This window comes from Labrys sedimenti, from assembly GCF_034424805.1.
GTDB classification, from domain to species: Bacteria; Pseudomonadota; Alphaproteobacteria; order Rhizobiales; family Labraceae; genus Labrys; species Labrys sedimenti.
Window position 1 is genome coordinate 19,018 of record NZ_JAXOUF010000016.1, and the last position, 22,429, is coordinate 41,446.

18 protein-coding genes and 1 tRNA gene are annotated in these 22,429 nt (G+C 65.4%); 11 read left to right on the forward strand and 8 right to left on the reverse strand.

Annotated features, from left to right (window positions below):
• Positions 1–10 precede the first annotated feature (10 nt).
• Positions 11–847 (reverse strand): response regulator transcription factor, encoded by an 837-nt coding sequence (locus U1R88_RS27930; protein ID WP_322434211.1) that lies wholly within the window; start codon positions 845–847, stop codon positions 11–13.
• Positions 848–1,079: 232 nt separating this feature from the next.
• On the opposite strand from U1R88_RS27930, the gene U1R88_RS27935 reads away from it, so the two are divergent.
• Positions 1,080–1,457 carry a hypothetical protein gene (locus U1R88_RS27935; RefSeq protein ID WP_322434212.1) on the forward strand — a complete coding sequence of 126 codons (378 nt, stop codon included), beginning with the start codon at positions 1,080–1,082 and terminating at the stop codon, positions 1,455–1,457.
• A gap of 166 nt (positions 1,458–1,623) precedes the next feature.
• On the opposite strand, the gene U1R88_RS27940 is transcribed toward U1R88_RS27935, so the two are convergent.
• Positions 1,624–1,713 (reverse strand) — tRNA-Ser (locus tag U1R88_RS27940).
• A gap of 389 nt (positions 1,714–2,102) precedes the next feature.
• Here U1R88_RS27940 and U1R88_RS27945 point away from each other — a divergent pair.
• The 6 genes from U1R88_RS27945 to U1R88_RS27970 all read left to right on the forward strand — a co-directional run bounded on the left by U1R88_RS27945 (position 2,103) and on the right by U1R88_RS27970 (position 9,454).
• Positions 2,103–3,251 (forward strand): RNA ligase RtcB family protein, encoded by a 1,149-nt coding sequence (locus U1R88_RS27945; protein WP_322434213.1) that lies wholly within the window; start codon positions 2,103–2,105, stop codon positions 3,249–3,251.
• Positions 3,248–3,841 (forward strand): peptide chain release factor H, encoded by a 594-nt coding sequence (prfH, locus tag U1R88_RS27950; protein WP_068293415.1) that lies wholly within the window; start codon positions 3,248–3,250, stop codon positions 3,839–3,841. Before U1R88_RS27945 ends, prfH begins: the two co-directional genes overlap by 4 nt.
• A gap of 143 nt (positions 3,842–3,984) precedes the next feature.
• On the forward strand, positions 3,985–4,101 hold the full coding sequence (locus U1R88_RS27955) for an SEC-C metal-binding domain-containing protein (protein WP_322434266.1): 117 nt from the start codon (positions 3,985–3,987) through the stop codon (positions 4,099–4,101).
• 158 nt (positions 4,102–4,259) lie between these two features.
• A complete protein-coding gene (locus tag U1R88_RS27960) occupies positions 4,260–5,525 on the forward strand; it encodes a sarcosine oxidase subunit beta family protein (RefSeq protein WP_322434214.1) in 1,266 nt (421 codons plus the stop codon).
• Between the two features lie 183 nt (positions 5,526–5,708).
• The gene (locus U1R88_RS27965) at positions 5,709–5,990 is read left to right on the forward strand and encodes a sarcosine oxidase subunit delta (RefSeq protein ID WP_322434215.1); all 282 of its coding nucleotides are present in this window, start codon (positions 5,709–5,711) and stop codon (positions 5,988–5,990) included.
• Positions 5,987–9,454, forward strand: coding sequence for a 2Fe-2S iron-sulfur cluster-binding protein (locus U1R88_RS27970; protein ID WP_322434216.1), 3,468 nt, complete (start codon positions 5,987–5,989; stop codon positions 9,452–9,454). The genes U1R88_RS27965 and U1R88_RS27970 overlap by 4 nt, the downstream gene beginning before the upstream one ends.
• Positions 9,455–9,596: 142 nt before the next feature.
• Here U1R88_RS27970 and U1R88_RS27975 read toward each other — a convergent pair whose 3' ends face one another.
• The gene (locus U1R88_RS27975) at positions 9,597–11,273 is read right to left on the reverse strand and encodes a cation acetate symporter (protein ID WP_322434217.1); all 1,677 of its coding nucleotides are present in this window, start codon (positions 11,271–11,273) and stop codon (positions 9,597–9,599) included.
• Entirely contained in the window at positions 11,270–11,572 is a 303-nt protein-coding gene (locus tag U1R88_RS27980; RefSeq protein ID WP_068293404.1) for a DUF485 domain-containing protein, read from the reverse strand. The genes U1R88_RS27975 and U1R88_RS27980 overlap by 4 nt, the downstream gene beginning before the upstream one ends.
• A gap of 325 nt (positions 11,573–11,897) precedes the next feature.
• On the opposite strand from U1R88_RS27980, the gene U1R88_RS27985 reads away from it, so the two are divergent.
• The 3 genes from U1R88_RS27985 to U1R88_RS27995 all read left to right on the forward strand — a co-directional run bounded on the left by U1R88_RS27985 (position 11,898) and on the right by U1R88_RS27995 (position 17,988).
• Positions 11,898–13,520 carry a Na+/H+ antiporter gene (locus U1R88_RS27985; protein ID WP_322434218.1) on the forward strand — a complete coding sequence of 541 codons (1,623 nt, stop codon included), beginning with the start codon at positions 11,898–11,900 and terminating at the stop codon, positions 13,518–13,520.
• A gap of 518 nt (positions 13,521–14,038) precedes the next feature.
• Positions 14,039–16,450, forward strand: coding sequence for a GcvT family protein (locus U1R88_RS27990; RefSeq protein ID WP_322434219.1), 2,412 nt, complete (start codon positions 14,039–14,041; stop codon positions 16,448–16,450).
• Entirely contained in the window at positions 16,447–17,988 is a 1,542-nt protein-coding gene (locus U1R88_RS27995) for a trimethylamine methyltransferase family protein (protein ID WP_322434220.1), read from the forward strand. The genes U1R88_RS27990 and U1R88_RS27995 overlap by 4 nt, the downstream gene beginning before the upstream one ends.
• Before the next feature lie 304 nt (positions 17,989–18,292).
• Here the strand turns inward: U1R88_RS27995 and U1R88_RS28000 are convergent, their stop codons facing one another.
• The 4 genes from U1R88_RS28000 to U1R88_RS28015 all read right to left on the reverse strand — a co-directional run bounded on the left by U1R88_RS28000 (position 18,293) and on the right by U1R88_RS28015 (position 21,266).
• Entirely contained in the window at positions 18,293–18,835 is a 543-nt protein-coding gene (locus tag U1R88_RS28000) for a P-loop NTPase family protein (protein ID WP_322434221.1), read from the reverse strand.
• A 96-nt stretch (positions 18,836–18,931) separates the two neighbouring features.
• Complete coding sequence (locus tag U1R88_RS28005; protein WP_322434222.1) at positions 18,932–19,669, reverse strand: MBL fold metallo-hydrolase; 738 nt, start codon at positions 19,667–19,669, stop codon at positions 18,932–18,934.
• A 70-nt stretch (positions 19,670–19,739) separates the two neighbouring features.
• Complete coding sequence (locus U1R88_RS28010; RefSeq protein ID WP_322434223.1) at positions 19,740–20,417, reverse strand: amino acid ABC transporter permease; 678 nt, start codon at positions 20,415–20,417, stop codon at positions 19,740–19,742.
• 9 nt (positions 20,418–20,426) lie between these two features.
• Positions 20,427–21,266 carry an ABC transporter substrate-binding protein gene (locus tag U1R88_RS28015; RefSeq protein WP_322434224.1) on the reverse strand — a complete coding sequence of 280 codons (840 nt, stop codon included), beginning with the start codon at positions 21,264–21,266 and terminating at the stop codon, positions 20,427–20,429.
• A 133-nt stretch (positions 21,267–21,399) separates the two neighbouring features.
• Between U1R88_RS28015 and U1R88_RS28020 the strand changes: the two genes are divergently transcribed.
• Positions 21,400–22,311: a LysR substrate-binding domain-containing protein gene (locus U1R88_RS28020; protein ID WP_322434225.1), complete on the forward strand. Its 912-nt coding sequence runs from the start codon at positions 21,400–21,402 to the stop codon at positions 22,309–22,311.
• The last annotated feature ends 118 nt before the right edge of the window (positions 22,312–22,429 follow it).

Below are 22,429 nucleotides of genomic sequence, written 5' to 3' on the forward strand. Positions count from 1 at the left end.
AGATCGAAACCTACTCAGTGAAGTTGAAGCCACGACCACGGATTGCATGCAGGGGTAAATGCATATTGGCCTTTTTGGCTCTTTGCCGCAGGCGGCCTACGATGGTGTCGAGGTTTGCATAGTCAAAGTCATAGACATCCGCGCCCATGGCTTCGACGAGCGCTTTCCGCTCAACGGTGTGGCCGCGTTCACGGAACAAGCGTCCCAGGAGGCGCTGCTCGGCGGTCGTCAGGCGCAGGCGGTGACCCCTGCCGTCGGTGAGCGTCCAGCCTCCTTCCTCCAAAGCCCATTGCGGGAATTGAGGGAAAGGCGGCGCCTGGTAATGTCTGTCGAGGCGGCTGTTGAGCGCCGCCACCGTGGCAGCAAGTTCCCGAACATCGATGGGTTTGGCCAGGCAGACATCTGCACCTTTCTGAAGGGCCACGATTCTGTCTTCTACGGCATCTCGTTCTGTCGCCAGGATGATGCCGATCGACTGGGAGACCCGCAAATGCGCCGCTATGGACAGACCGTCTTCATCCTCGAGGCCAACGTCGAGGACCACGATTTCCGATGGCCTGGCGGCATAAGCCCGGTACAGGGCTGCGGCACTGGGAAACCCATGTGCGTTCACGCCTAGCCTCGATAATCCTGCGACCATTTCTTCGCGAAAACCCGCGTCGTCGTCGACAAGATAGACGAGCGGGGCGCTTACAACATTGCCCCGTTCAGCCTCATTCCCGTACATCTCATAGCCCCAAAGCATTAGATCCAGCGCATCAAAGCTACCCCATTTGGCATATTGTCTGAAGATAGGGAAGTGCTGAAAGTTCCGGCTATCTGCCAGTTGCGCTGGCATGTCGCACATGTCTGTTTCATCTAGAATTCTATGAACGCTGAAGGCTTCGGGAAGTGGGGCCGTTGACCGCATTAAGGCCGAAACGCTGAAGGGTATTGGGATGGTGTCGTCATCTGCGCAATGTTGCGGGGGGAACGGCCATCGCAGTGATGCTGGCTGGCACTCCTCTGCGCGGTTGCGCAACCCCGACCAGCTACGCCGCGCTGCTTGCGGCAGGAAAGGCCACGTTGCGGCTGACTTGATGGGCACCCAAAGTGCCATTACCAACGAGTTCAAGCCACCAGCCATCATCCTCCGACATCATGAGTCCGGAGCAATGCACAAACACATCGCGATTATTGCAGCGCTCGACTATTTGCGTGATCGCCTGGGCCATCAATTCTTTCAACTGGCTGATCATTGGGAAGGGGATCATATGGCTATAGGTATCGCCTCTCCCAATGACGCGAGCCGGCTCGTCTACATTGCCTGCACCGACACGCTCTCGCCGGTTTACACTGCCATCCTGGAACGCGAGTCATCACCTGATGACGAGATTCCGTATGAGGAGTGTGGAAGCTTCGACGGGCTCGACATTGAGGGATTGACCGATGTTGTCTCCGCTCATCTGCAACACTGAAGGCGGGCAAACGGGCCTAATAGGTACGGCCACAGCGACATTTCTAACAGGCGCAAGCGGATTGCGGTGACAGTGCATTTGCTCACGTCACCAATCTCGTCTCAAGCAGGCCTCTCGAAAGATCGCCGGCTTTCAAACCAAGAATACCAACGATTTCAGGGATAAATGGCGGAGAGGGAGGGATTTGAACCCCCGATGGAGTTGCCCCCATGCCGCATTTCGAGTGCGGTGCATTCAACCACTCTGCCACCTCTCCGCAGCTGGTCGGGCGCTTCATATAGATATGCGCCGCGCGGGGCAAGACCGGAATGGCGGAAAAATTGGGAGAATGTCGCGTCGCCGCAGGCCTCGCCTTCGCTTTGATCGAACCTGTTGCCCGATTGCACTGGCGCGCCGCCCGGCTTCCTGCTAGCTGAGCCATCCTTCGAGGGATCTTCCCTCCCATGCGACGAAAGGGCCAGGCCATGACGATGCCTCTCCGCCCGGTCAGGGCTGCAAACTGACCACCCGATACCGCCCGGCGCAAAACGCCTGGGGCGGCTCCACAGGGTGACGTGCCTTCTCATTTCGAGGTCCTGCCGGTCCGCCGTCGCCTGAGGCGCGGGTTCCGTGCTGACGTGGCACGTCTTTCGTCAAAGATTGATCATGGGCAATTTTCCCGATGCGGACGCGCAGGCGCGTGTCCGCCTGTTTGCATCCGCCTCGTCCTGGATCGAGGGCGCGGCGCGCTTGCAATTGCAACAACTGGCCGGGCGGCCCGGTATGCTGGCGGTGGCCGGCATGCCCGACCTTCATCCCGGCCATCACGGTCCGGTGGGCTGCGCCGCTCTCGCGAGGGGCGTGGTGTTTCCCGAAATCATCGGCACCGATATCGGCTGCGGCATGCAGTTCTGGCCGCTCGACCTGCCGGAACGGCGGCTGAAGCGCGACAAGGCGGTCGAGCGCCTGGCTGCGCTGGAAGGAGTGTGGGACGGCGACGCCAGGGCGCTGCTGGCCGAACACGGTGTCGACGCCGGCGCCCATGCCGACCAGATCGGCACGGTGGGCGGCGGCAACCATTTCTGCGAGGTGCAGGCGGTGGAGACCCTCGTCGGCGCCGCAGCGGGGATGGCTGCCGGCCTGGCGCCGGGCGGCCTGGCGCTGCTGGTGCATTCCGGCTCGCGCGGCTTCGGCGCCGAGGTAAGGGCGCGCCACCATGTCGATGGCACGGCCGGCCTCGCCCTGGAAGGGGCGGGGGCCGACTATCTCGCCGATCACGATGCGGCACTGCGCTATGCGCGGCTGAACCGCCGCGTCATCGCCTGGCGCGCCTTGCAGGCCGTCAGGGCCGATGGCGAGGAGCGCATCGACAGCCCGCACAATCTGGCGGAGCGCCAGGGCGATCTGGTGCTCCATCGCAAGGGTGCGGCGCCGTCCGATCGCGGGCTGGTGCCCGTGCCGGGCTCGCGCGGCACGCTGACCTATCTGGTGGAGCCCCTGGCGCCGCCGTACGAGGCGCTTTCCTCCCTCGCCCATGGCGCGGGACGCAAGCATGACCGCGCCTCGATGAGCGGGCGGATGCGGGCAGCGGCCGGCAGCCTCGACCGCCTCATCCGCACGCCGCTCGGCGGTCAAGTCATCTGCACCGACCGCCAATTGCTGATGGAGGAGGCGCCCGATGCCTATAAGGACATCGACAAGGTGGTGGCCGATCTGGAGGCGAAGGGCCTGGCGCGCGTCGTCGCTGTGCTCAGGCCGGTGCTGACCTTCAAGACCGCTCGCATCCGGCGTGAGCGGGACAGGAGGGGCAGATGAGCACCGTCCTTCTCTGCATCACGGCCGGGCGCGGGCCGAAAGAATGCCGCCTGGCCGTGGCCGAGGTGGCGAAGGCCCTCGAAGACGAGGCCATGCGGCGCGGGCTCGATTGTGCGCTCGAAGCCAACCCGGCGGGCGACAAGCCGTCTCTGCTCGTCTCCATCGCGGGAGAGGCGGCGCTTGCTCTGGCGCGCGAATGGGAAGGCACCATCCAGGTCACGGCCGCGAGCCGGCTGCGGCCGCATCACCGGCGCAAGAACTGGTTCGTGGCCGTGCATCGCCGGCCCGAACCGCCGCCTCTGCCGGTGCTGGCCGAGAGCGACCTCGTCTTCGAGACCATGCGTGCCGGCGGCCCGGGTGGCCAGCACCAGAACCGCACCGAAAGCGCCGTGCGCGTGGTGCATCGGCCGACCGGGGCGAGCGCCATTGCGCGCGACGAGCGCTCGCAGCACCGCAACCGCACCCTGGCGGTGGCGCGCCTCAGGGCGGTGCTGGCGGCCATGCATGAGCGCGAACGCGATGCCGGCCGCTTCCGCGACTGGCTCGCCCGCATCCAGGTGGAACGCGGCAATCCGGTGCGAGTGATGTGACGAACATGCCGACAACGACGGAAGAAGGAGAGAGATGATGAGGAAATATCGAAACTTCAACGACATGCCGAGCTTTTGAGGTCTCCAGCAAACGCCGGAAATCCTATCCCTCGGAAACGCGCGTGAAACGGGGCAGGCGCCTCGTGCATGGCGATGTCGAGCTGCAGGAAAAGCTCGGGCGCAACGATCTTTGCCCCTGCGGTTCCACCCGCCGGTTTCAAAAAGTGCTGCATGAGAAGCGGCCATTTCGACGGAGCTGACCGGCATGACTATTTCCGGGACTGAAGGCCCCGGGATTGCAGGTGTCTGCCTGCACCCCTCTCCTGTAAGCCCGATGTTGCCAAGAGCAGGCGAGGTGCTTAAGTCGGGAGAGCGCCTGCGTCGGGCAAGCGCTCTCCTCGCAGCCTTTTCGGGATCCATGTCCGCCATCACTTCCGCCTATTCGGGATTTCGCCTGGCCTATGAGGCGTTGCGCGGGCATCGCGGCTGGGGGCCGGCCTGGCGCAAGGCGGCGCCCAAGCAGGCCTATGACGTGGTGATCGTCGGCGGCGGCGGGCATGGCCTGGCCACTGCCTATTATCTCGCCAAGAATCACGGCATCACCAATGTCGCGGTGCTGGAGCGCGGCGGCATCGGGCTCGGCAATGTCGGGCGCAACACCACCATCATCCGTTCCAATTATTTCTCGCCCGAGAACATCCGCTTCTACGATTTTTCGCTGCGATTGTGGGAAGGGCTGGAGGCCGAGCTCAACTACAACGCCATGGTCTCGCAGCGCGGCGCCCTCAATCTCGTCCATGCGGACGGCCAGCGCGATCTGCTCGCCCGGCGGGCCAACCAGATGTTGCTGGAAGGCGTCGATACCGAACTGCTCGACAAGGAGGGCGTCAAGCGCCTGGTGCCGCTGGTCGATGTCGACAATGGCCGCTTTCCCGTGCTCGGCGGCTTCCTGCAAAAGCGCGGCGGCACCGTGCGCCACGATGCGATCGCCTGGGGCTATGCCCGTGCCGCCGACCGGCGCGGCGTCGACATCGTCGAGAAGTGCGAGGTCACGGGCGTCACGCGCGAGGGCGGTGCCGTGACCGGCGTGGAGACCAGCCTCGGCAGCATCCGCGCCGGCAAGGTGCTGTTCGCCGTGGCCGGGCATTCCTCGCTGCTGGCGGCGATGGCAGGCTTCCGCCTGCCGCTGGAGACCCATGTGCTGCAGGCCTTCGTCTCCGAGGCGATCAAGCCGCTGATCGACTGCGTCGTCACCTATGGCGCCGGGCATTTCTATGTCAGCCAGTCGGACAAGGGCGGCCTCGTCTTCGGCGGCGCGCTCGATGGCTATAATTCCTATGCCCGACGCGGTGCCCTGCCGATGGTGGAAGACGTGCTGGCGGCCGGCCTCACGCTGATGCCGGCTCTCGGGCGCCTGCGCGTGCTGCGCCAATGGGGCGGGGCGATGGACATGACCGCCGACGGCAATCCCATCATCTCGACGACGCCGGTGCGCAACCTCTACCTCAATGGCGGCTGGTGCTATGGCGGCTTCAAGGCGATCCCCGCCGGCGGTTTCACCACGGCGCATCTGGTGGCGACAGGAGAGCCACACCCGCTGATCGCCCATTTCGGCCTGGAGCGCTTCCGGGAAGGGCGGGTGATCGACGAACGGGGCATCGGCCCCTATGCCTGGATGCATTGAGATGAGAAGCATCGCAATGACCGCAATTGTCATCCCCGGCCGAGCAGAGCGAGGGGAAGGGGCCATGGATCGTGCTCGTCAGCCCCTGGATCCCCTTCCCGCCACCTGCGGTGGCGCCGGGGATGACAGCCCTCTCGGTCCAGCGGATTTGCGAAGCGTCCTGACCGTCGAGGCTCGCCCATCATGCTGAGAATTGCCTGTCCCCATTGCGGCCTGCGCGACGAGGTCGAGTTCCGCTATCGCGGCGATGCCTCGGTGCGCCGGCCGGGCGAGGAGGCCGATATCGAGGCCTATTACGATTATGTCTATGAGCGGGCCAATCCGGCGGGCTGGCATCTGGAATGGTGGCAGCATGTGCATGGCTGCCGGCAGGTGCTGAAGGTGCTGCGCGATACCGTCAGCCACGAAATCCAGGCCGTGGTTGCCCGACATGACGAAATCGCCCTGCCGGAGCGTCCGGCATGAGCGGTCCCCATCGCCTCGCCGAGGGCGGACAGGTCGACCACGGCAAGCCGCTGTCCTTCCGTTTCGACGGCAAGATCCTGCACGGCTATCGCGGCGATACGCTCGCCTCTGCCCTCCTGGCCAATGGCGTGCGCATCGTCGGGCGCTCGTTCAAATATCACCGGCCGCGCGGCATCTTCACGGCCGGCCCGGAGGAGCCCTCGGCCCTGGTGGAACTGCGCGCCGGCGCCCGGCGCGAAGCCAATATCCCCGCCACCACCATCGAGCTCTTCGAGGGGCTGGAGGCGGTGAGCCAGAACCGCTGGCCCTCGCTCGGCTTCGATCTCGGCGCGGTGAATGGCTGGCTGTCGCCCTTTCTGCCGGCGGGCTTCTACTACAAGACCTTCATGTGGCCGGCGGCCTGGTGGGAGAAGGTCTATGAGCCGCTGATCCGCCGGGCGGCGGGGTTGGGGCGGGCGGCTCGCGAGCCCGATCCCGACAGCTACGACACCATGCATGCCCATTGCGACCTGCTGGTCGTCGGCTCCGGGCCATCGGGGCTCGACAGCGCCCTGGCGGCGGGGCGGGCCGGCAAACGCGTGATCGTGCTGGAACAGGACTTCGCCTTCGGCGGCTCGGCGCTGCTCGATCCGGCGACGCGCGATGGCCTGACAGACAAGCTCGCCGAACTTGCGGCGCTTCCCGAGGTGACGCTGCTCAACCGCACCGGCGCCTATGGCCTCTATGACGGGCTGGTGGTCGGCGCCGTCGAACGGGTGGCCGATCACCGGGCCGTGCCGAGGCCGCACGAAGTGCGCCAGCGCCAGTGGATCATCCGCCCGGGCCGGATCGTGCTCGCCACCGGTGCGCAGGAACGCCTGATCGCCTTCCCCGGCAATGACCGGCCGGGTGTGATGCTGGCTTCGGCTGCGGCGACTTATGTCGCGCGCTTCGGGGTGGCACCGGGGCGAAGGGCGGCCTTCTTCGTCAACAATGATCGCGCCTATGCTTCGGCCAAGCAGCTTGCCGATGCCGGCGTCGAGATCGCCGGCATCATCGACGTGAGGCCGGATTCGGCCGCCGGCCGCGAGGCGGAGCGATCCGGCATCCCCGTCTGGTTCGGCTCGCAGGTCTCGGCCACCGAGGGCGCGCCGCTGCATGTCCTGACCATCACGCCGATCGCGGCGAGGCTGCGGCCGCAAATGCTGCTGGCCGACCTGCTCTGCGTCTCCGGCGGGCACGATCCCCGGCTGCAGCTCGCCGGCCAGGCCCGCCTGCCCTTCGAGTGGGACGAAAAGGCCGTGGCCTTCCGCGCCAGGGGCAATGAGCGGATCGAGCTCGTCGGCGATGCCGCCGGGGTGAAGGGGGAGGGTACGCCGCCGCAGCCCTTCTGGGAGGCCAAGGTTTCGCGCGGCTCGAGCAAGGCCTTCGTCGGCAAGGTTTTCGTCGACTTGCAGCATGACGTCACCGCCGACGATTTGCGGCTCGCGGTGCGCGAGGGCTATGCCCATGTGGAACACGCCAAGCGCTATACCACGCTCGGCATGGCGACAGACCAGGGCAAGACCGGCGGCCTCGTCGGCAGCGCCATCCTCGCCGGCGAGAAAGGCGAGAGCATTGCCGAAACGGGCCTGCCGACCTTCCGCCCCTATGCCTCGCCGGTCTCCTTCGGCGCCCTTGCCGGTGCCGAGACGGGCGAGCATTTCCGGCCCAAGCGCCGGCTCGCTCTGCATGACTGGCATTCGCGGCACGGCGCCGTCTTCGTCAAGCTGGGCCTCTGGCTGCGGCCCCTGGTCTATTCCCCCTCGCGCGATACCAGCTGGGCGCCTGTGCTGGCCGAAGCGAAGGCGGTGCGCGCGGCCGTCGGCGTCACGGATGCCTCCTCGCTCGGCAAGATCGATGTCCAGGGCCGCGATGCCGGCGTCTTTCTAGACCGCATCTATGCCAATGGCTTCTCGTCCCTGCCGGTGGGACGGGCCCGCTACGGCCTGATGCTGCGCGAGGATGGCATCGTCCTCGACGACGGAACCACCTCCAGGCTGGTCGAGGATCATTATTTCGTCACCACCACCACGGCCAATGCCGGGCCGGTGCTTGAGCATCTCGAATTCCATCACCAGGCGGTGTGGCCGGATCTCGACGTCCAGATCACCAATGTCGCCGATCAATGGGCGACCTTCGCTGTCGCTGGGCCGAAGGCAAGGGCGGTGCTCGCCCGCATCACCGGCCACGACCTCGACGATGCGGCTTTCCCCTTCATGGCCGTTGCCGAGACCGTGATCGCCGGGGTTTCCGGCCGGCTGTTCCGCATCTCCTTTTCGGGCGAACTCGCCTATGAGGTCAGCGTGCCATCGGGTCATGCCGAGCCGGTGTGGGAAGCAATCCTTGCGGCCGGCAAGCCCTTCGGCATCAAGCCCTATGGGCTCGATGCCCTCAATCTTCTGCGGATCGAGAAGGGGCATGTCGCCGGCAGCGAGCTCAACGGCCAGACCACGGCCGCCGATCTCGGCCTCGGCCGCATGCTCAAGAAGAAGGGCGATTATGTCGGCCGCGTCCTGGCGGGCCGCCTTGGCCTTGCCGACCCCGGGCGCCTCGCTTTGGTCGGGGTGAAAGTCGTGGATGCCGGCCAGAAGCTGCGGGCCGGTGCCCATCTCACCGCCTCGGCCGAAGCAAAGGAGAGCCTCGGTTTCGTCACCGCCGCCTGTCCGAGCACGCAGGGGGAGGGCTTCATCGGCCTCGCTCTGCTGCGCGGCGGCAGGGAGCGGATCGGCCAGCGGCTGCATGCCGCCGATCCCGTGCGCGGGCAGGCCTGCGACGTTATCATCGTCTCCCCGCATTTCGTCGATCCGGACAATCTGAGGGTGAAGGATGCCTCACCGGTCGGGGCCGTCGAGCCGCTGGTCCTGCCGCGTTCGGTACCGGGCCATCACGCCCTGATCCCCGACCGGCCTTCCGATCGCGTCGCCGAAGTGCAGCTGGGCGAACGCAGCCCCGACATCGCGCAGATCAAGCTGCGGCGGGACGGGGAGGCAGGCCTGCGCCGTGCCCTCCAGGCGGAGTTCGGGCTCGATCTCCCGGAGCCCGGCCGGTCGGCGGTCTCGGGGGCGCTGAAGCTGCTCTCGCTCGGGCCTGGCGACTGGCTGGTGCTGGACAAACACGGACGTCCGGGCAGTCTTGCCGTCAGCCTCAAACATGCTCTCGGCGAGAGCGCCTCGGTGGTGGATCTTTCCTCTGCCTTCGGCGTGCTGCGCCTGTCGGGGCCTCAGGCGCGCATGGCGCTGATGAAACTATGCCGGATCGACCTGCATGCGTGTGTGTTCGGGCCGGGCCGTGTCGCGCGGACGGTAATGGCGCAGATCCCGGTCCTGCTGCACCAGGTCTCCGACGAGCCGGCCTATGATCTCTTCGCCCCCTCGACCCTGGCCCAGGCCTTCGCTGAGGTGCTGGTGGAGAGCGCAGCCGAATATGGCTTGAGGCTGGACTGATCTTGGGACCGCCAGCATCCTTGCTGGCTCTTTGACACGCTGCGTGTGCAGGAAGTGAGGGCCAGCAAGGATGCTGGCGGTCCCAGGAAAAGCGCTCCGCCGGAGAAGGCGGAACGCTCATTTGCGAACGATACTGCGAGCCTCAATGCTTGCTCGCCGCCGTGGCGCCGATGCCGGTCTGCGAGCGCACATATTGATCGTCGAAGCCGGCCCGGTCCTCGGCGGCGCGCTGGCTGTTGTCGAGCTTGGAGAACAGCCAGATGCCGGCGAAGGCCAGGGTCATCGAGAACAGTGCCGGGTTTTCATAGGGGAACGGCGCCGAGCCCTTGGCATGGCCGAGCACGGCTTCCCACACGCCAGGCGAGAAGATGACGCCGAGCAGAGCGGAGATCAGGCCGAGATAGCCGCCCATCACCGCGCCGCGCGTGGTCATGCCGCGCCACATCATCGACATCAGCAGCACCGGGAAGTTGCAGGAAGCCGCGATGGCGAAGGCCAGGCCCACCATGAAGGCGACGTTGACGTTCTCGAAGGTGATGCCGAGCCCCATGGCGATGACGCCGAGCACGACGGTGGTGATCTTGGAGACGCGGATTTCGTCCTGTTCCTTGGCCTTGCCGCCCTTGATCACCGTGGCATAGAGGTCGTGGCTGATGGCGGAGGCGCCGGCCAGCGTCAGGCCCGACACCACGGCCAGGATGGTGGCGAAGGCGACGGCGGCGATGAAGCCGAGGAAGATGTCGCCGCCCACCGCCGAGGCGAGATGGATGGCGGGCATGTTGATGCCGCCCCGGATCGCCTCCAGTCCCTTGGCCGGATCGGTCAGGAAGGCCGGGTTGGTCGACACCAAAGTGATGGCGCCGAAGCCGATGATGAAGGTGAGGATGTAGAAATAGCCGATGAAGCCGGTAGCGTAGAACACCGATTTGCGGGCTTCCTTGGCGTCGGCAACGGTGAAGAAGCGCATCAGGATATGGGGCAGGCCGGCCGTGCCGAACATCAAGGCGAGGCCGAGCGAGATGGCCGAGAGCGGATTGGCGAGCGTGCCCGGCTGCATGATCGCCGCCCCCTTGGGATGAACCTCCACCGCCTTGGCGAACAGGGCTTCGGGGCTGAAGTTGAAGGTGAGCAGCACCATCAGGGCCATGAAGGTGGCGCCGCCTAGTAGCAGGCAGGCCTTGATCAACTGCACCCAGGTGGTGGCGACCATGCCGCCGAAGGTGACGTAGAGCATCATCAGCACGCCGACGATGACGACGGCGTAGCTATATTGCAGCCCGAACAGCAGCTGGATCAGCTTGCCGGCGCCGACCATCTGCGCGATCAGGTAGAAGGCCACCGTCACCAGCGTTCCGAAGGCGGCGAGCACGCGGATCGGTGCCTGCTTGAAGCGGAAGGAGGCGACGTCCGCGAAGGTGAACTTGCCGAGATTGCGCAGCGGCTCGGCGATCAGGAAGGTGACGATCGGCCAGCCGACCAGCCAGCCGATCGAATAGATCAGGCCGTCATAACCCTTCATGTAGACCAGGCCGGAAATACCGAGGAAGGAGGCCGCCGACATGAAGTCACCGGCGATGGCAAGGCCGTTCTGGAAGCCGGTGATGCCGCCGCCGGCCGTGTAGAATTGCGAGGCCGACTTGGTGCGGTTGGCGGCCCAGGCCGTGATCCCCAGCGTGAGAAGGACGAACAGGCCGAACATGACGATGGCGTGCCAGTTGGTCGCCTGCTGCTGGACCGGTCCGGTGACGGCGTCGGCGAGGGCCTGGGTGGCCGTGAGGGCCGGCAGGAAGGCCGCGAGGATGAGGGTGCTGCGCTTCATCCGCGTGCCTCCTTGACGATTTCCTGGGTCAGCGTGTCGAATTCGGCGTTGGCCTTGCGGACATAGATGCCGGTGAGGATGAAGGCGGCGACGATGACGAGGATGCCGATCGGAATGCCGATGGTGGTGACGCCGGTGCCCAGATGCTGCCCGAGCACGCCGGGCAGATAGGCAACGACCAGGATGAAGCCGAAATAGATGACCATCATGATCGCCGAAAGCGTCAGGCTCAGCGTTCTTCGCCGCCGCACCAGTTCCTGATATTTCGGATTTGCCTCAATGGATTTGTAAGAAGACATGTCGTTTCCCCCGACGCCGCTTTACCGGCAAGGCAGCCCAGATGTTTTGTAGGTCCGCCGTCTGGTTCAACCTAGAATTAAGCCAACATGTCGCGCAATGGACAATTGCGTCTATGCCCAATCCATTGAGCGCCTCGCACTATTGCTGGACGCTATTCCGACGATGAGGTTTCGACAGAGCCGAATTCCTTAGGAGAGGCGCGATCGCAAGGCCGGGCTGCCCAGCCGGCTCCTTCGTTTGCTGCTTGGTGAAAACTCCGACTGGTCAACAATATCTTAACAGCCGCTTCCTAGCTTGGCCGCGTCACGAGTGGATAAGGCGGGCATGGAGACGATCTCGGTCATTCTATTGTTGTTGCTGGCGGTCGTTCTCAGCGGCGCGCTCGCGAGGATGCTGCCGATCGTCCTGCCGCTGCCTTTGGTCCAGATCGGCTTCGGCGCGCTCATCGCGTCCTTCGCCAGTTTCAGGGTGGAGCTCGACCCGCAGGTCTTCTTCCTGCTGTTCCTGCCGCCGCTCCTCTTCCTGGATGGCTGGCGCATCCCCAAGGACGGCCTGTTCCGCGACAAGGGCACGATCCTCGAGCTGGCCTTCGGCCTGGTGGTGTTCACCGTGGTCGGCGTCGGCTTCTTCATTCACTGGATCATCCCATCCATGCCGTTGGCGGTCGCCTTCGCGCTCGCGGCCGTGTTGTCGCCGACCGATCCGATCGCAGTGTCCGCCATCGCGGCCAGGGTGCCCATCCCCAAGCGGCTGATGCACGTATTGGAAGGCGAGTCGCTGCTGAACGACGCCTCGGGCCTGGTCTGCATGCGTTTTGCCGTCGCCGCGGCGCTGACCGGCACCTTCTCCTTCACCAGCGCCCTCGGCACCTTCCTCTGGGTGGCGATCGGCGGCATCGCCATCGGCATCGCCGTTACCTGGGGCGCCTCCCTCGCCAATCGCTGGGTCGCCCGCCGCTTCGGCGACGAGGCGGGTTCCCAGGTGCTGGTCAGCCTGCTGATCCCCTTCGCGGCCTATCTCCTGGCCGAAGAACTGCATTGCTCCGGCATCCTGGCCGCCGTCGCCGCCGGCATGACCATGAGCTATGTCGAGCGCCTGGGCCAATCGCTGGTCGCCGCCCGCATGCGCGGCGGCGCCGTGTGGGACATGGTGCAGTTCGCGGCCAACGGCATCATCTTCGTGCTGCTCGGCGAGCAGATTCCGCAGATCGTGGCAGCGGCGGCCAAGAGCCATGGCGCGATCTGGATGATCGTCTATGTCCTCGCCATCACGCTGGCGCTGGCGATCCTGCGCTTCCTGTGGGTGTGGACCTCGCTGCGCTTCACCCTGTTCCGCGCCGCCCGCAAGGGCAAGGCGATCATGCTGCCGAGCTGGCGGCTGATCGCCGCCGCCTCGCTCGCCGGCGTGCGCGGCGCCATCACTTTGGCCGGCGTGCTGACGCTGCCTTTGGCCCTGACCGACGGCACGCCCTTCCCGGCGCGCGATCTCGCCATCTTCCTGGCGGCCGGGGTGATCGTGATGTCCCTGGTGGCGGCAAGCGTGGGGCTTCCTCGCCTGCTCAAAGGCCTGGAGCTGCCACCCGAACCCTCGCACCAGGAGGAGGAGGACGATGCCCGTATCGCCGCGGCCGAAGCCGCCATCAAGGCGATCGAGCGCACCCAGCACGAATTGGGACTGGGGCGCAGCGATGCCGACCTCTATGCCGATGCGAGCGTGCGCATCATGGACCTCTATCGCCAGCGCATCGACGGGCGGCTGCAGACCGGCGAGGAAGCCGAACTGACGCGCCGCATCGACGAGATCGAGCGCCAGCTGCGCCTGGCAGGCCTCAGGGCCGAGCGCGACCAGATCTTTCAGTTTGCGCGCACGAGGCGGTTGTCTGACGAGGTGGCCCGCAGATTGGTGCGCGAGCTCGATCTGCTCGAAGCCCGCTTCGCGACGGGGTGAAGCCTGGGACTGCGCAGGCCCCTGCCGGTAGGCGCAAACTTTGCGAGCGGAGGCGCGGGAATCCTTCCCCGGTTTCGGGGAAGGTGTCGCTACGCAGCAGCGACGGATGGGGTAGAGTGGCATCGGACTGCGTTAAAATGGCAGCTACCCCGCCACTCTACCCCACCCGACCTCGCCTTGCTCGGCCCAGCGCACACAAACTGTGTGCGCGACCTCCCCGAAACCGGGGGAGGGATTGTCGCTCCTTTATCCGCAAAGTTAGCGCATATGGGCTTCCAATCTGCATCTTTGCCTGCTCCAGATGTAGCGTTTCCAAGATGGAGGCCCGAAGCCTGCGATCCCAAGATCAATACGTTTCTATTTCCATCAATTGTTTAGGATTCAAACTTTTCGCCTGGAAAGGCAGATAAGTTGACTCTCATCATGTTTGTTTTGTCATCAGGACGTTTTCCCCGCCATCGTCGCGAAGCGGGCTGATGTCGTGTATCAGGGACTCCTGCTTTGAAAGGGTCCCGAGAATGAAGAGCGAAGTGCGAGCCGTGGTGATCGGCGGTGGCGTGGTGGGATGTTCCATCCTCTATCACCTGGCCAAGATCGGCTGGACGGACGTCGCCCTCATCGAGAAGAACGAACTGACCTCGGGCTCGACTTGGCATGCCGCCGGTGGCATGCACACCTTCAACGGCGATGCCAACGTCTCCAAGCTGCAGAAATACACCATCGACCTCTATCGCGAGCTGGAGGCGTTGACGGGCCAGTCCTGCGGCATCCACGCCAATGGCGGCCTGATGCTCGCCGCCAATGAGGGCGAGATGGACTATCTGCGCCTGGTCGCCAGCCGGGCCCGTTATCTCAACATGGAAACCGAGATCATCCCGGTGGCCGAGGCCAAGCGCCGCAATGTGCTGATCGAGGAGAAATATTTCACCGGCGCGCTCTGGCGCTCGGATGGCGGCCATGTCGATCCCTGGGGCACCACCCATGCCTATGCCGCCGCGGCCCGCAAGCTCGGGGCCGAGATCCACCGCTTCACCCGGGTCACCGGCCTCAGCCAGCGTCCCGACGGTTCCTGGGACGTTGCCACCGACAAAGGCTCCATCCATGCCGAGCATGTCGTCAACGCCGGCGGCCTGTGGGCCCGCGAGATCGGGCGCATGGTCGGCATCGAGCTGCCGGTGCTAGCGATGGAGCATCATTACATCGTCACCGAGGCCATCCCCGAGTTGGACGGGCTGGACAAGGAGATCATCAACACCACCGACTTTTCCGGCGAGATCTATGTGCGCCAGGAGGGCAAGGGCGCGCTGCTCGGCACCTATGAGCACAACTGCACGCCCTGGTCGGTCGACAAGACCCCGGACGATTTCGCCACCCAGCTGCTGCCCGACAATTTCGATCGCATTGCCCCTGAGCTCGAAGTCGGTTTCGAGCATTTCCCGGCCGTCGGGCGCGCCGGCATCAAGAAGTCGATCAACGGCCCCTTCACCTTTGCCCCCGACGGCAATCCGCTGGTCGGCCCGGTCAAGGGCCTGCCGAATTTCTGGGTTGCCTGCGCCGTGATGGCGGGCTTCAGCCAGGGCGGCGGCATCGGCCTGACCCTGTCGCGCTGGATGGCCGAGGGCGATCCGGGCGCCGACATCATGGCCATGGACGTCGCCCGTTTCGGCGTGTTCGCCACCCCCCGCTATACCAAGGCCAAGGTGATCGAGAATTATCGCCGCCGCTTCCGGCTGGCCTTCCCCAACGAAGAGCTGCCGGATGCGCGCCCGCTGCGCCGCACGCCTGTCTATGGCCGTCTGAGACAAGCCGGCGCCGTGTTCGGCGCCAATTTCGGCCTGGAGCATGCGCTCTGGTTCGCGCCTCCGGGCGTCGAACCTGCCGAGAACCCGACCTACCGGCGCTCCAATGCCTTCCCCCATGTCAAGGCCGAGTGCCTGGCGGTGCGCGAGGCCGTCGGCATCTACGAGACCTCCAACTACGGCAAATACGAGATCACCGGTGCCGGCGCGCGCGCCTGGCTCGACAAGCTCCTGGCCTGCAAGCTGCCGCGCCCGGGTCGCATGGCGATCGCGCCGATGCTCAACCCGCAGGGGCGCATCGTCGGCGACCTCTCCATCGCCTGCCTTGCCTTGGATCGCTATCTCCTGATCGGCTCGGGCTTCGCCGAGGCCTATCACATGCGCTGGTTCTGGCAGCAAAAGCCGCCCGAGAACGTGCATGTGCGCTCGGCCGCCTCGACCCTGACGGGCTTTTCCATCGCCGGGCCCAATGCCCGCACGCTGATGCAGCGCCTGGTGCGCGAAGATCTCTCGCCCGACGCCTTCAAGCTCTTCGCCGTCAAGGAGACGGCCGTCGGCATGTCTCCGGTGATCTTCTCGCGCGCCGGCTTCACCGGCGAGCTCGGCTATGAGGTGTGGACCACGCCCGATTTCCAGGCCACGCTCTATGACGAGATCTTCGAGGCGGGCGCCGACCTCGGACTCAAACTGTTCGGGGGCAGGGCGCTCTCTTCCTTGCGCCTCGAAAAGGGCTATGGCTCCTTCAACAAGGATTTCCGGCCCGACTATACGCCGGCCGAAACCGGGCTCGACCTCTTCATCGACTTCAAGAAGGAGGGTTTCACCGGCCGTGACGCTGCGCTGGCCGAACGCGAATGCGGGCCCAAGCGCCGCCTCGCCGTCCTGGAGGTCGACACGGATACGGAAGTGATCGGCTATGAGCCGATCCTGAAGGACGGCAAGATCGTCGGCCACGTCACTTCGGGCGGCTATGGCCATTATGTCGGCAAGAGCCTGGCCATCGGCTACGTCAAGAGCGAGTATCACGAGGACGGTGCCGCTTTTGCCATCGACATTTTTGGTGAGGACCGTCCCGCCATCCTGCGGGCGGCACCCCTGCACGATCCCAATGGCGGGAGGTTGCGCGGATGAGCCGGGAAAACACTGGGTCTGAGCACGGCCGTGCCGGCCGCCGCGAGCGCGGCGCCCGCAACACTGGAGCGTCGACGGCGCAGCTGCCCCGGCTGACCAATCGCTTCGCGCCGGTCGACATCCTCTCGCCCGAGCAGGTCGAGCGCATCCTCGACGCCGCCTATACGCTGCTCGAAACCGACGGCATGAAGATCCTCAGCCCGCGGGCGCGCCAGGCTTATGCCACCCATGGCGCCCTGGTCGACGAGGCGACGCAGATGGTGCGCCTCGGCCGCGACATCATCGAGGCCATGCTGGCCAAGGCGCCCAGCAGTTTCGTGCTGCATGCGCGCAATCCCGTGCGGGACCTGCATGTCGGCGGCAATGTCGTCAATTTCGGCCCGGTCAACGGCGCGCCCAACATCCGCGACCTCGAGCGGGGCCGGCGCTATGGCGATCTCGAGGCTTTTCGCGACATTCTGAAGATCACCAACGGCCTCGGCCTGCTGCATTGGCAGGGCGGCGTGGTGGTGGAGCCGGTCGATATTGCCGTCCCCGTGCGGCATCTGGAAATGTACCGCGCCCATATCGAACTCTCGGATCTCGTCTGGGCGGCGCGCGGCGTCGGCGGCGTGCAGGCCCGCGACGCGCTGGCGCTTTCGGCGATCGAGCATGGCTGCAGCATCGAGGCCCTGGCCGAACGCCCGACCCTGATGACGGTGACCAACGTCAATTCGCCCCGCGTGGTCGACGAGGACATCCTCGACAGCATCATGATCATGGCCGAGCACGGCCAATGCGTGGTGATCACCCCCTTCACTTTGATGGGCGCGATGGCGCCGGTGACGCTCGCCGGTGCCCTGGTGCAGCAGACGGCCGAGGCCCTGTCGATCATCGCGCTCTGCCAGATGCTGAGGCCCGGCGCGCCCTGCGTGATGGGCGGCTTCACCTCCAATGTCGACATGAAGACGGGCTCGCCGGCCTTCGGCACGCCGGAATATGTCAATGCGGCCCTGGCGACCGCCCAGCTCGGCCGGCGCCTCGGCGTGCCGGTGCGCACCAGCGCCGTCAATGCCAGCCCGGCCCCGGATGCCCAGGCGACCTGGGAGACCAGCTTTTCGCTCTGGGCGGCGATCATGAGCCACAGCCACCTCATCAACCATGCGGCCGGCTGGCTCGAAGGCGGCCTGTCGGCCAGCCTGGAAAAGATCGTGATCGATGCCGAATTGCTGCGCGGCTGGGCCGAGATCCTCAAGCCTGTCGAATTCGGCGACGACGAGATCGCCCTCGATGCGATCAGGGGCGTGGCGCCGGGCGGCCATTTCTTCGGCTCCCCCCACACGCTTGCCCGCTACGAGAACGCCTTCTACCGCCCGGTGCTCTCCGACTGGTCCAATTTCGAGAACTGGCGCGATGCCGGCGAACGCACCGCGACCGACCGTGCGCTGGCGGTGTGGAAGAAGACGCGCGACGCCTATGTCCCGCCGCCGCTCGATCCCGCCGTGGGCGAGGCGGTGGACGCCTATATCATCAGGCGCAAGGAGGAGATCGGGGGGTAGGGCGCTTTTCCTGGCTTCAACTGGTGCGTACTCGCATCATGCGTTTCCAGAATTGGGTACGGGCGATCCTTCCCCGACTTCGGGGAAGGTGTCGCTGCGTAGCTGCGACGGAAGGGGGAGAGTGGCGTTTTCCGATCAAGTACAACAGCGCTCGCGCCACTCACCCCCACCCGACCCGGCTTTGCCGGGCCACCCTCCCCGAAGTCGGGAGGGATTGTCGCCCCTTATTCGGTCCGGTAGATGGGCACATTGGTTCTCGATGGAAGAATAAGCCGGTCATCGTGTCCAAAGGAGCGTGTAGCCTCTACAGATCCCAGGCCCGATAGAGTTTTTTGAGCTCCTTCGCCGTATGGCATTCGATGGCGGGCAGGCCGGATTTGCCGATGATTTCGGCATATTTGATCCTGCTGTCACGAGTCTTGACCAGGATCCAGTGGACCATCTCCCATTTGAGACTGTCCTTGGCGCCCTCCAGATGGCCGGCGCGGCTGGAGCGGTTGACCAGCGTGCGCTTGAGATAGCGATAGAAGCGCAGCCAGTGATGGGAGGTGATCAGGATCGCGCCGGTGGCCCGGGCGAAGCGCTGCGGCATCAGGCGCGTGTAATTGCCCTCCATCACCCAGCGCTCTTCCATGATGGCGGCATCATGCAGGGCCTTGAACTCGGCCTCAGGCCGGGGCTGCCAGTCGGTATGGGGCCGATGGCTGAATTGGTCGAGATGCACGGCGGGTACGCCAAGCTTTCTGGAGAGGGCGACGGCGAGCGTCGACTTGCCGGCATTGGAAGGGCCGAGGACGACGATACGCTTGCCGAGGCAGGCCAAGTCTTTCACGGTCGTGGGCAGCATGGTGGCACCGATCATGAAAATTGGGGCGTGCCCAATGCGCCAGGCAGGCTGGCTTGTCAATGCCGGATCGATCAAGGCCGCCTGCCGTCGACTCAATCACCCCTCTCCATCGCCGTCCCGCAAATAGCCTCGTGCGATCGCCTGCATGGCGGTGCGGTCCATGCTGGCGCCGTGGCCGCCATGGGCCACGGCGACGTCGAGCCGGGCGAGGCGCTCCATCGTCTGGCGATAGACTGTCCTGTCGGCGCCCGGCACGTCGTCGACGAGGCCGCCGCGATAGATCGCATCGCCGCTGAAGAACAGGCCGTCGTGCTCGTCCAGCAGGCCGATCGATCCGGGGGAATGGCCGGGCAGATGCAGCACGCGCAGCCGGGGATTGCCGAGATCGAGGCTGTCGCCTTCGGCCAGGAGCGTCGTCAGGGGAGCGGGAGTGAGGCTGTACTCGGCGGCGCGCCAGGCCGGGGTCGGCGGCTGGGCGACGGCTTCTTCGATACCCCGGAACAACGCAGCAAGCGTCTCGCCGTCGCGCATCTCGGCGAAGGCAGTCTGTTCGGCGGCGTGACCGAAACGCTGCTCGAATTCGTGGAAGGAGCCGACATGGTCGACATGGCCGTGGCTCGCCACCGCCAGGACGGGCTTGCCTGGGGTAAGATCGAGGGCGCCGCGCAGCGAGGACAGTCCCATGCCGAAATCGAGCACCAGGTCGGCGTCGCGGCCCCTGAGATGGAAGATGTTGGCCTGGAAGAAGGAATGGACGAAAGGCTCCCACAGCCGGGTCAGGTCGGGCGTGAGGCGTTCCCTGGCAAACCAGGCGGTGGGAAGGGCCACGATCATGCCGTTCCTCCAGGATCAGGGCGCGATGTCTTCGTACGGGTCGGCGCGATGGTGGCGGAAGGCAGGGCCATCAGCGCCGGCCTCTTGCGAAGAGTGCCTCGGTCCGCATCTGGATGGCGGTCAGGATCGAGACCATGACGAGGTAATAGACCAGCGCCGCGCCATACCATTCCATGAAGCGGAAGCTGGTGGCGATCGCATATTGGGTAACGGTCATCAGTTCCTTGAGCGAGATCACCGTGGCGAGCGAGGTGGTCTTCAGGAGCGTGATGAACTCGCTCATCAGGGCGGGCAGGGCGATGCGCATGGCTTGGGGCAGCGTGATCAGGACGAAGATCTGGCCGCGATGCAGGCCGAGCGCCGCGCCGGCTTCGCGCTGCCCCGGCCCGACCGCCGCGAAGGCGCTACGCAGGATCTCGGTGAGATAGGCCACCTGGATCAGGGTGAGTGCGAAGAAGGCGGCCAGGAAGGGGGAGAACCAACTGGCCCGGAATAGCGGCGAGAGCTGGGGTAGGCCGTTCCAGATGAAAAGCAGCACCAGCAAAGCCGGCGTGCCGCGTAGCAGCCAGACATAGCCGACGACGCTCCAGCGCAGCAGGCGGCGCGGCGAGGTGGCCAGGGAGGCCGTGCCCATGGCCGTCACCATCGACACGGCCATCACGGCAAGCGACAGGGCGATGGTCAGAAGCGCGCCTTCGGCCAGGGGCCAGCCGAAGACGGCGTCGAGGAAGAGTTGGAAGTCGAACATTGCGCCGCTTCATCGAGCCGCGATGCCGTCGACCTCGACGGCCTCGGGCGACAGGTTCCACTTCTTCAGGATGTCCTGCATGCGGCCTTCGGTTCGCAAGGCTTCGAGGCTGGCCCGGACGGCGTTGCGGTCGCCGGCATCCTTGCGCAGATAGATCGCGTAATATTCCTTGTCCGGATAGGTGTAGGGCACCTGCAGCCGCCCGGGCGTCTGCGCCATGCGATAGGCTGCCGTGGTGTCCAGCGTGATGGTGCCGGCGGCCCGGCCGACAAGGATCTGCTGGATGACGGCCGAGGCCGAAGGGTAGGGCTGCAGCACGGCCTCGGGCCGGCCGGCCTTGGCCAAGGTGGCATTGAGCGCGGCAAGCGTCGGTTCGAAGGTTGTGCCCGCCTCGACGGCGACGGTCTTGCCGCTGAAATCCTCGGGCACCTTGGTCCCGCTGTCGCCGGCAGCCGTCACCATCACGGTGGAGGTCTTGAAATAACCGATGCCGTCATATTTCTGCAGCCGCTCGGGCCTGAGCGTGATGCCGCTGATGACGGCATCGCAACGCTGGGAATCGAGCGAAGGCAGCAGGCCCTTGAAGTCGCCGACGACATAGTCGGTCTTGGCGCCCCATTGCTGGGCGAGTGCCTCGGCCACATCGATCTCGAAACCGACAAGGGCCTTGTCGCCGGGCTTTTCGTAGAATTCCATCGGCGGGAACTCGCCGGCGGTACAGACCTTGAAGGTGCCGTTCCTGGCAAAGGAGGGCACATCCGCCGCCCAGGCCGCCCCCGTGGAAACGCCGAGGAGGGCAACAAACCCGCAGAGAGCGGTGCGTGCAAAATGGGTCTTCGTCGAGCGCATGGATGCGTTCCCTTCGTGCCGTGGTTTTGGCTGTTCTGCTCTGGATGACCCGACTGTCCGGCACGCGATGCATGGAAACAAGCTAAATGTTCTGCTAGTTTTAGCGTGATTGAAACTAAACAATTAGGGGCGCATGCTTCCGCCGCTTCATGCTTTCAAGGTCTTCGAGGTCGTGGCACGGCTCGGTCATGTCGGGGCCGCTGCCGCCGAGTTGCATGTCACGCCGGGTGCCGTGAGCCAGCAGTTGCGCTCGCTGCAACTCCATCTCGGCATGGATCTCTTCGCGAAGGTGGGGCGCCGGCTCGTGTTGACGGAGGCCGGCCTGATGCTGCAGCAATCCGTCGGGGTCGCCATGGCCGAGATCGGCGAGGGTGTGCGCAGTCTTTCGGCGCAGCGGATCGACCGCCGGGCCGAGGTCGTGGTGAATCTCTGCATTCCGTCCGTGCTGGGGACGACCTGGCTCGCGCCCCGTCTGTTCGCCTTCATGGCCGACCACCGCCACCTCAGGCTGAATGTCGCCACCGGCGTCGAATTCCATGCCATCGACTGGCGCAGGACCGATGTTGCCATCGTCTATGGCAACCCGCCCTGGCCGGGCTTCTGGTGGCGCATGCTGCACGGCGTCTATCTGATGCCGGTCTGCAGCCCGCAATTGCTGCGTGGGCCGCATGCCATCCGCCACCCCGCCGACGTGCTGCATCACCGGCTGCTGCACGAGGACGATGGATCGGAGTGGCGCCGCTGGCTGGCGCAGGCCCGGGTGAAATATCCGGGCGCGGCCGACATCTATTTCGGCGACTTCGCCCTCATTCTCCAGGCGGCCCGGGATGGTCAGGGCGTGGCCTTGGTCGATGATGTGATCTCGGCACGCGATCTCGACGAAGGTCGGCTGGTTCAGCCGCTGACGCAGCGCGTGCCGGCGGCCAAGAACTATCACTGCATCTGCAGCGAGGAGACCCTCGCCAGGCCCGAGATCGGCGCTTTGGTCGACTGGTTGATCGATCAGGCCTCGCGCACGCCGGTGCCGCGGATCGGCCTGGGTTGAGGCGGTACCGATAGCCGTTCACCCCGTTGTGATCGGCCTATCATCGGGAATACGAATAAAATCCAGCACGGTGTGTTTTCCAACCGAACCTTCCTGCGTGACGGATCGAGACGGAACG